The sequence below is a fragment of the Gluconobacter sphaericus NBRC 12467 genome (assembly GCF_006539125.1).
Lineage (GTDB): Bacteria > Pseudomonadota > Alphaproteobacteria > Acetobacterales > Acetobacteraceae > Gluconobacter > Gluconobacter sphaericus.
The window spans coordinates 1-9,030 of sequence record NZ_BJMK01000053.1 but is presented as its reverse complement, the minus strand read 5'-3'; the positions used below and the strand labels follow the sequence as shown (position 1 = coordinate 9,030).

Here is a 9,030-nt window from a genome sequence, read left to right as displayed (position 1 = left end):
TAGTATAGAATTTCAGATATTGAACAATAAATCAGATATAAAAAGATGCGCTCACTATCTTTTTCGAAAATGGATAAAAAGTGCCCAGGCGTCCCTTACTGAAATTGATGAAACCCGCGTGTCCCCAACACTCGAGTTGGCACAAAAGCTCTTTACCCTCCGCAAGTCCGCCAATATGAGCCAGCTTGCACTTTCTGAAGCGCTCAATATCAGTCGTTCTGCTGTCGCTGCACTTGAAACCGGAAGAACGGGAGATCTTCAAAAATATCTTCCGAAACTCGCTGAAATTTTTGGTGTTCCCATCAATTTATTTCTAGATGGGGTCTCATCTAAACCAGTAAAACGTCTTATTTCTTCAGATGAAGATACTCTGATCACTCTTTACAGAGCTCTTACACCTGAAAGAAAAATCAATGCCCAGAAATATATGGAAAGACAAAGAAATACATAAAATATAACGCTAGGTTTTTAGTGCCGTGTTTTAATGGTGTGGTATTTTCACGAGAGTGGAGGGAAGCCTTATGGGACAGATACGTCACGACCACGCACGCCGTGCGCGCAGCAATACAGCGATCGCAGGCTTCGCTCACGTGGAGGATCCCAAAAACCTCTGGTTCTGGGCGCCTATCTGTGTGATTCCACCTTTTCTGGGATGATTGGGGGATGGCTCATGAAGCAGCCGGGTATCTGCCGATCTTCAGGCAGGACGGATCCCCGAAGGCTGGGAAGACAAGCCCGCTGGACGCTGAAGTTAACGAAGGCAAAGCGGCAGGAGGACGGGATGCTCCCGGCCACGAACCTCGCCATTCCGTTCTTTGGCTATAAATCGCATGTTTCCATCGACCGGAAGTTCCGACTGATCCGAGAATGGAAGACAATGGATGCTGCTGCCAGTGATGGTGCCAGACTGCGCGAAGGCCTTCTGGATAAAACCAATACAGCCTTAACCGTTTGGGCAGACACCGCCTATCGCTCGAAAGCCAATTAGGACTTCATGGACAAAGAGGGTTTCGTCAGGATTCCCTGATTGGGAATGGTTGTCGCCCGCCCCTTCAGTTCCGCCAGAGCCTTATTGGCCTCGACCAGCGCCTTGAGAACCGGAACCGTTTCTATCTCCGTCTGAGGCGGCAAATACCGAATAAGGTAGGTTGGCGTTAACATGACATCCTGACGTAGTCAGCAATCTGCATTTTTCCTAACACGTCAAACTAACGCGTCAAAAAAATCCACTTTCTTTAACATGCAAGGACGCAGAACTTTTTCCCTGCTGTCAATAAAGCTCATCCCGATTAGGCTTGCTGTTATGGACGACCGTTGTCCCATTTCCAGGAAACCGCCCTGCCCGCTTTTCTTCCCAGGTCAGATGTCGCTTTTTCTCTGGCTGTTCATTCTTCTTCTCTTCAGCCTGCTCAACGATTGGAGCAGGCTGGATGGTGGTTTTGGATGTCTCTTTCAGAACAGGTGCGGCTTTCACCTGCAGAGCCCGCCGGACCCGCTCCCGAAAGGCTGGCAGCGGAATATCGAACGCTTTCCCATAACGATCGAAAAGCCAAAGACGGATTGATTCATACGACCAACGCTCCGCAATGAATGTCTGGATCTGCTCCGTTTCCCGGATCAGGAGCACCCGACAGGCATCCCGTCCCCGAGGAATGGGTAACCCTGTCTTACGATCTTCATTCACAACGGCCATTCTTTCTTCCTCAGGCCTCTCCTGTTTTGAAATGACGGGATCTGTCCCGAAAGGCTCTTGTCCCATCAGCAACCGCTGTACGACCCGAGCGGCTGAAACAGCCTCATCAGACCGGAAGCGCACGTAGCCCGGACGTGCCGGTGGTTTCCAGGAGTTTGCCTTCCGTCTGATCCGCCCCCAGTCTTTTTTTGCAAAGCCGTGCAGTTCAAAGACCTGCTGCCTCACCCCCTTGAACCCTGGCAACCGCACCAAACGCGCCATAACAGCCTTGATGGCATCATCACTGCGTGTGGTCCGGATCGCAGCCTTGATCTCACCCTGCCATTCCTGCACACGCTCCCGGGTCATCCGCCAGGACCAGGTGGGCTTTGCTTTCAGGCTCGGCAACTGAGCCAGCTCGAACTCCGTTCCCCAGGACAAGCGACCGTATTTGTCTGAAACCTGTCGGCGTCCATGTTCCCGCTGAAAGGCTGCGTTCTCTCCATCCGTAAAGAGCAGCCACCACAGGAAACGCGTCGTTCCCTGTTCGGGGTATGCGAAGAAACGCACACCGGCTGCGCCCTTCTGCCGCTGACGACAGCGCTGCCAACGGGACAGTCCTATGTCATAGCGCTCGGCAAATTTCTCTTCGAGCGCCAGCAGTTTCTCTGCCGAGACAACCCCGGAGACATGCCAGGTATATCCACGGGCCACAGCACTTTGCATGGCCTGCATGACGGATGTCTTGTGCACCGGGATCTGCATCTCTCACCTTCACTCAATCCCGGAAACCGCAGTTTTCAGCGGCGTCTTGGAAACTCATGGAAACGCTCGAATATGTACGATAAGGCATGATAACTCACGCTATCGCAACATCATATAAATTAAAAAAACGTCGATAAAAAATGAGCTTCGCAACTTTATAATAAGAAGTTCCTCACGCGCAAATGAGGAAGAATGTGCCGCCCACACATCTGACTTGACCCTGGGCCAGAGAAATTTTCATACTGGGAAACGGAGAGAGAGAGACGCCTCGCGAACAAGACACTCTCTGTTCAGGCCTACAGCTTACTCAGCGGGTGACTTCAGAGCGGCCACAACCGCTTACCCCAGGGCTCAGGACATTCCCCCAATGTCCTGAGCCGCTCATCTGCTACTCAGCAGACGCAATCCAACAATCTGTCAGAACAGGGTTGAAGAGAGGACAAACTCTTCGTCAGGGACGTTCGTGCCAGGGAACCGCGCGCTTCTCTCCGAGATCGTGAGGGTCAATTTCAATCCCGGCTTTCAGCAGGGCGCGCATCAGCACCTCTTTTTGAGTTGTATCCCGAAGAGCGGCTGTCCGGCTTAATGCCCGGATGGTTGTCTCAGTCACTTTCACATTGAGATTGACAGTTTTCTGGCGCGGCTGCGGCATGGATTTCTTCCTGGCAAGAGAGAGGAAATGCAAAGGCATGAATGATTACATACTATAGTTGATAAACTTATAGTGTGTAAGTCGTCACGGTCCCTGCATGGACATGAAACGACTTGTCGGGAAGAATTTTGCCCGCCTGCGGCAGGAGAAAGGGCTAACCCAGGAGCAGGTGGAAGAACGCTCCGGGTTCAGCCAGCAGTATCTGAGCGGTCTGGAGCGGGGTCACCGTAACCCGACAGTTGTGACACTGTATGAACTGGCGCAAGCGCTTGAGACAACTCCTGTGGAGTTCTTGAAGCCGTTCAGCCTCGACTGAACATTCCTGCCGGAAAGCAAACGTGAGAAACTGCGCGCGTTGATGGAGACCCGCAGGCTGTTTTGGATCTGAACAGGAGACATCATCATGAAACACCTGTCGCCGATTTTTATGGCCCTGACGCTCCTTCTTTTACCGGCTTCAGGCTTTGCCCAGAACGCAGAAGACTGGCTGCCTCCGTCAGGAGTTAAATCGCCCTATAACCCTTTGGCCGTTCCAACAACGCTGAAGCCAGTCCCGGACTCTCTGGCGAGCCTGTTGAGTAAAGGCTACCGGATTACGACTACAGCGGATTATGGCGGCTCAGGAGCCCTTTTCACGTTGTTCCGGCAAAAACAGACCGTACTCTGCGTTCTGACGGCCCCGACGCCGGGAACAGATCAGAACGTCCCGACATCACGCTGCTGGTCGCTGAATGAACCGACGTCAGAGGCAGTGAAAAAGTAACGGATGAAGAGGCATCTCAAGAAAGATTTGGAGGGAAATTTTTAAGGTTTGTGAGTTATCCACAGATCAAATGATTAAAGAGGGTGTTAAATAGGTGTTAGATTCTGTGTTAAGCCATTTCAGAATTCATTTAACACATTGATATAAAATAAGAAATTATGGATTTTTTTTTGATTTGGTATTTAAAACCCCGAATCTTGGTATTTAAAACCCCGAATCTTGGTATTTAAAACCCCGAATCACTTGACACGGGTATTTAAAACCCCGAACTTAAAGCATGGTATCTGAAACCCCGAATCTACCTGTTGTTCATGAAGCTCTCCTACCGGAGCGTCATCCGCAGCATGATTTATTCATCTGCGACGTGGCAGATGCCGTACTTAAGGACGTAATGCCTCAAATGGAGCATCCGTTCTATTCCTTGTCGAAAAAACCCGAGACGTCCGTTCGTCGCTATGAACATAACGGACAATGGCTGGAAATCACGCCAAGCGTGAAGGGCCTTGCTACAATCTATGATAAAGATATTCTGATCTACTGTATTTCGCAGATCATGGCGAAACTAAAGGCCGGAGAAAAAGTATCGCAACGGGTGCGGATCAGCAGCCGTGACTTACTCATCTTCACCAATCGCGGTACGGCAGGTAAGGACTACAAAGCCCTTATCGAAGCCCTCGATCGCCTTGAAGGCACACGTATCCGCACTAACATTGTCACAGGCGACGAAGAACAGGTGGACGGTTTTGGCCTGATCGACGCTTCATCCATCCGCCGCAAACTTGGCCTCGACGGTCGCCTATTGCATTGCGAGATCAAGCTGTCTGATTGGGTCTTTAACGCAATTAAAAGCAATGATGTTCTGACACTGCATCGTGATTATTTCCGGCTACGCAAACCGCTAGAACGACGCGTTTATGAACTCGCCCGCAAACATTGCGGTCACCAAGCGGCATGGAAAGTCTCTCTTGAGATCCTACTAAAAAAATCAGGCTCTCAAAGCCCAGAAAAATTGTTCCGACAGATGATAAAGAACCTCGCTGCAAGCGATCATCTACCGGATTACCATGTCGAATTCGATCTTCAGAAAGACATGGTAACATTCATCAATCGCGGCACAATGAAAGCTGCTGAGCCAGCAGCCGAGGCTTGGATGGGTGCGCTCGATCCTGATATTTATGGGGACGCTCGAAACATCGCGCCAGGGTGGGATGTGCATCATATCGAAAGAGAATGGCGCATGTGGCTGGGTGATAACGAGATCGCTCCGAAGAACCCTGAGCGGCATTTCATCAAATTCTGCGAGACATGGTTTGCTAAGCGTGGTCAACCCTGATTATACAAATATACAAGCATAATCTATCTAAATAGATAGTCAGCGCTCTCCAAAAGGATGACGGCCATGCTTACGCATCAAGTCATCAATGGCCTCCCCGATCAAACCCTGAATAGTTGTATCGGCATCAAGTGCAAGTTGATGTAATCCCTTACTAACTGCTGGGGAAAAATACCCCACCACAGCCCGCTTACCTTCTCTCGGATTACGTGGGCGGGCTTTCTCTACCACCGTTTGCGCTGCCGGTTCCACAACCGATGGCGTGACTGTTTTCTTCAGACCAGCAAACCGACTCATGTCCTATGTCCTTATCTTAGATAATTACTAACGTGATTTTGTGTCATCTTGTTTGTGTGATGGCATGTTAACTTGATCACACACCCAATTCCACAACAGTGCTATATCAGCAGCAGCCTTGCTTTCCGGTTCTGCTTCCTGCGCGGTCCGACCGGAACCAACGCTATGATGAAAAACTGCACGCTCTGGCAACACAACAGGAGCAACAGGGATACCAAACTGCGCCACAACCTCAGCCGCCTCCTTATAAACTTGGGGCGCACGAGGAGGACCCGCAGTAAAAATCACGAAGGCAGGCTTGCCGCTGGCTCGCACAAGCTCCGCCGTTGTTCTAACAGCGTCCATATCGAAAGCACGTGGTCTGCATGGAATTAACAAGAAATCAGCGACACGACACGCCTCACGCGCCATAATATCGGCATGTGGGGGGGTATCTATTATCGATAGTTCTGCGCCCAGTTCGGACGCTTGTTCCAGCTTTCTTGATAACAAGGCGTGAGCCGCACAATCCACTACATCAGGCTCGACATCTCCCCGCCACGCTTTCCATGAACTTGCAGTCGCCTGCGGATCGGTATCGAGGATCAGAGAAACGTATCCAGCGGCACTGGCACTAGTAGCTAAGTGTAGGGCAAGCGTCGTCTTCCCGGCGCCTCCCTTCTGACTAATGATCGCGATTGTTTTCATGCCACCATGTTTCCGTGTTAACACATTAACTAATTGCTATATTATTTTAATAATTCAATATCTTCTTCAAAAAAAACGCCATTTCAATCGAAACAAACATGACTCATGAGCAATGCCGTTAGCACCTATATAATGCAATCATGTTTATATGTTAACATATAAACACAGTAACGTATTACCTTTCCCTTTGTACAATGGAAGCAACAGTGTTCTTACTGATACCCAGATCGCGGGCGATCCACCGATAACTCCGCTTTTCAGCCACCAGCGCCAGAACCTTCGGAGCCAGACGATCCGACTTCGGCCTCTCTCCTTTCTGTCGGCCGAGAACTTTCCCCCGCGCCCTGGCAGCGGCCAGACCGGACTTCACCCTCTCGCTGATCAGATCCCGTTCAAACTCCGCGATCCCGGCCAAAACTGTCGCCAGCATTCGTCCATGTGGCGTAGCTAAGTCAAACGTCATCCCCGTTATGGCGATCAGGGACACACGATAGCTCTCCAACTCCTGAAGCGTGGAGATGAGATCAATGGTCGAGCGCCCCCAACGGGACAGCTCCGTCACCAGAATGGCGTCAATTTCACGGGCCTGGGCCAGTGCCATGACCTTTTGCCGCTCGGCCCGATCCACCCGGACGCCAGATCCTGTCTCCATGAAGATGCCAGACACTTCATAGCCTGCGCGTTCGGCAAACCGCTTCAGCTCGTCTTTCTGGCGCAGACATGACTGATCAGCCGTGGAAACCCGGCAATAGATGACCGCGCGCTGTCCCATTTGAACCCTTCCGGAAAAACTACCATGCAACCCTTGAGACACCGCGGCTCCAGATTGTCCCAATTAGACTATAAATAAAACGATACAGCATGTGTGCACATAACCGCGAGCCAAACAGCAACTGAAACATAATAATGTCATTCCTTGAAAAACATTTAGTTGCCCATTTTAATTTTATTAACTAATTATTAATGCTGCTCCTATCGTGCGCAATTTTGAGGCTATTGAATTGAATGACTCAGAGATCAACATCTAGCGATCAAGATATAGCCTCAAGCAGTACACATACCTCCACTCTCAAGGCATCTAATAAACCCGTCTACCCCCCTTCAGCGTCAGTCCCAACTCAAGAAGCGGATCATGGCATTCGGTTTGATTTCAATTTCGGGTGTCGTGTTCAACTACCAACTCTGGAAGACGGAAAGACATGGCACGTCCGACTTAAAGACCTTGATACGGGCAATATTCTTTTCGAGAAAACTGGCATCCCTACAGGTCTCATTCACTCCAGTAAGCGTTGGTATGTCCGCTTTGGCATAGATGCTTGGATCGTGAGTCCACCTCAAGACGGCATACAATCAGAGAAACAGGGTTTCAGTCATCACTTCGACCCACAAAATAAAGAGATTCTAATCCAGTTCCCGGTGGGCACACTTGGCGACACATTAGCCTGGATGCCCTATGCAAACCGCTTTGCGAAAACACATGGAGCCCATGTCACCTGCGCTCTTTCAGGTCTCATCCGTCCCCTGTTTGAACAAGCATATCCCCATATTCGTTTTTTGACGCATGAGGAAGTTATTGCCCAAAAACTCACAGACACATTCTATGCGACCTACAGTTTAGGACTTTTTTTTGATGACGTGTCATGTGACTGGCAACCGACGGATTTCCGATATGTCGGGCTACATAAAACAGCCGCCTATATTCTCGGGGTTTCCTCCGAAGAAGAGCCTGCAAAGATTGCTCTGCCTGACGAAAGCCGTCCTCTAAAAGAGCCTTACGTTTGTATCGCCGTACAGGCGAGTTCCCAATGTAAGTATTGGAATAACCCGACAGGCTGGCGCGAACTGATCACGTGGCTTAAAGAGCAAGGGTATCGCGTCGTTTGTATTGATCAGAAGGCCGAACATGGAACAGGCGTGGTGTGGAACCACTTGCCCCATGGGTCTGAAGACCAGACAGGAAATCGCCCTCTGGCAGAGCGGGCACGCTGGCTTAAGCATGCAGCTTTTTTTATCGGGGGCAGTTCAGGCTTAGCCTGGCTTGCATGGTCTTCAGGTTGTCCTGTGATCATGATTTCAGGATTTACACACCCCAATAATGAATTTGAAACGCCCGGTCGCGTAATCAACTGGCACACCTGTAATTCATGCTGGAATGATCCGAAGGAGCGTTTTGATCACCACGATTTCTTGTGGTGTCCGCGGCACAAAAACTCCGGAAGGCAGTTTGAGTGCACAAAACTTATTACCTCCGATATGGTAATAAGAAAGATAAAATTAATGAATGGATAATAAAATGAGTTATGTGTCTGAAGGAATACTGTACGTCGATGATTCCGTTAATGGGGCAGACGCTCCAGGTGATTTCTATGGCTCTTCAGATTCGGCAGTTGTTGTCTTGTCGGGGGGGGAGTTATACGGCAGCGGGACCATAACTTCCGGTGGGAGTATAGTAGTAAGCAGTGGCGGTAAGCTTGATGAAAATATCACTGTTTCTTCGGGTGGATCTATTGAGGTCCAGAGAGGCTCTCTTGTAGGGTACAGTGGAGCAACGATTACTCTCCTTAGTGGCGGAACTCTTACAGTTGATGCTGGAGCTGAGCAATATTATGCGACTTACGTTCTGTCGGGTGGTACAATTCTAGCTTATCGGGATTTGTCGACAGTTGATTGGACAAGTGCGGGTGGAACACTCGTCATTGAAAGCGGGGTTGCGCTTAGTGAAAGTCCGGTTTCTGGAGCCGCAATTGTTGCAGTAAGCAGCGGAGGTAGCCTGTCTGGCGGGACATTTGTCTCCGGCAATACTGTAGCCGTATACGCGGGTGGTGTAACGTCCAACATCGTCGCATCCAGCGGAGTTGGTG

At 50.0% G+C, this 9,030-nt stretch carries 11 protein-coding genes and 2 pseudogenes; 7 read left to right on the top strand and 6 right to left on the bottom strand.

Features of this window, described 5'->3' with window-relative positions:
* Positions 1 to 451: helix-turn-helix domain-containing protein (locus GSP01_RS13880; protein WP_141354469.1), on the top strand; the 451-nt coding region annotated here is incomplete at its 5' end.
* A gap of 238 nt (positions 452 to 689) precedes the next feature.
* A pseudogene (locus GSP01_RS13875) lies at positions 690 to 985 on the top strand (IS5/IS1182 family transposase); the annotation flags it as partial.
* Here the strand turns inward: GSP01_RS13875 and GSP01_RS14830 are convergent.
* The 3 genes from GSP01_RS14830 to GSP01_RS13865 all read right to left on the bottom strand — a co-directional run bounded on the left by GSP01_RS14830 (position 985) and on the right by GSP01_RS13865 (position 3,089).
* Positions 985 to 1,161: a hypothetical protein gene (locus GSP01_RS14830; RefSeq protein ID WP_167495572.1), complete on the bottom strand. Its 177-nt coding sequence runs from the start codon at positions 1,159 to 1,161 to the stop codon at positions 985 to 987. The pseudogene GSP01_RS13875 and the gene GSP01_RS14830 overlap by 1 nt on opposite strands.
* A 109-nt stretch (positions 1,162 to 1,270) precedes the next feature.
* Positions 1,271 to 2,437, bottom strand: coding sequence for a hypothetical protein (locus GSP01_RS13870; RefSeq protein ID WP_141354466.1), 1,167 nt, complete (start codon positions 2,435 to 2,437; stop codon positions 1,271 to 1,273).
* A 451-nt stretch (positions 2,438 to 2,888) separates the two neighbouring features.
* Positions 2,889 to 3,089 carry a hypothetical protein gene (locus GSP01_RS13865; RefSeq protein ID WP_141354463.1) on the bottom strand — a complete coding sequence of 67 codons (201 nt, stop codon included), beginning with the start codon at positions 3,087 to 3,089 and terminating at the stop codon, positions 2,889 to 2,891.
* Positions 3,090 to 3,192: 103 nt separating this feature from the next.
* Between GSP01_RS13865 and GSP01_RS13860 the strand changes: the two genes are divergently transcribed.
* From GSP01_RS13860 to GSP01_RS13850, 3 genes are all read left to right on the top strand, one after another.
* Complete coding sequence (locus tag GSP01_RS13860) at positions 3,193 to 3,405, top strand: helix-turn-helix domain-containing protein (protein ID WP_415505009.1); 213 nt, start codon at positions 3,193 to 3,195, stop codon at positions 3,403 to 3,405.
* Positions 3,406 to 3,492: 87 nt separating this feature from the next.
* On the top strand, positions 3,493 to 3,852 hold the full coding sequence (locus GSP01_RS13855; protein ID WP_141354460.1) for a hypothetical protein: 360 nt from the start codon (positions 3,493 to 3,495) through the stop codon (positions 3,850 to 3,852).
* A 277-nt stretch (positions 3,853 to 4,129) separates the two neighbouring features.
* Positions 4,130 to 5,185 (top strand): replication initiator protein A, encoded by a 1,056-nt coding sequence (locus GSP01_RS13850; RefSeq protein WP_141354458.1) that lies wholly within the window; start codon positions 4,130 to 4,132, stop codon positions 5,183 to 5,185.
* 39 nt (positions 5,186 to 5,224) lie between these two features.
* Here the strand turns inward: GSP01_RS13850 and GSP01_RS13845 are convergent, their stop codons facing one another.
* From GSP01_RS13845 to GSP01_RS13835, 3 genes are all read right to left on the bottom strand, one after another.
* The gene (locus tag GSP01_RS13845) at positions 5,225 to 5,482 is read right to left on the bottom strand and encodes a ribbon-helix-helix domain-containing protein (RefSeq protein ID WP_141354456.1); all 258 of its coding nucleotides are present in this window, start codon (positions 5,480 to 5,482) and stop codon (positions 5,225 to 5,227) included.
* A 27-nt stretch (positions 5,483 to 5,509) separates the two neighbouring features.
* Positions 5,510 to 6,169, bottom strand: coding sequence for a ParA family partition ATPase (gene parA / locus GSP01_RS13840; protein WP_141354454.1), 660 nt, complete (start codon positions 6,167 to 6,169; stop codon positions 5,510 to 5,512).
* Between the two features lie 175 nt (positions 6,170 to 6,344).
* Positions 6,345 to 6,941: a recombinase family protein gene (locus GSP01_RS13835; RefSeq protein WP_141354452.1), complete on the bottom strand. Its 597-nt coding sequence runs from the start codon at positions 6,939 to 6,941 to the stop codon at positions 6,345 to 6,347.
* Between the two features lie 233 nt (positions 6,942 to 7,174).
* Here GSP01_RS13835 and GSP01_RS13830 point away from each other — a divergent pair, with 233 nt between their 5' ends.
* Both GSP01_RS13830 and GSP01_RS13825 read left to right on the top strand, forming a co-directional pair.
* Positions 7,175 to 8,458, top strand: coding sequence for an autotransporter strand-loop-strand O-heptosyltransferase (locus GSP01_RS13830; protein ID WP_141354450.1), 1,284 nt, complete (start codon positions 7,175 to 7,177; stop codon positions 8,456 to 8,458).
* A 4-nt stretch (positions 8,459 to 8,462) separates the two neighbouring features.
* Positions 8,463 to 9,030: pseudogene (locus GSP01_RS13825) on the top strand (Hint domain-containing protein); the annotation flags it as partial.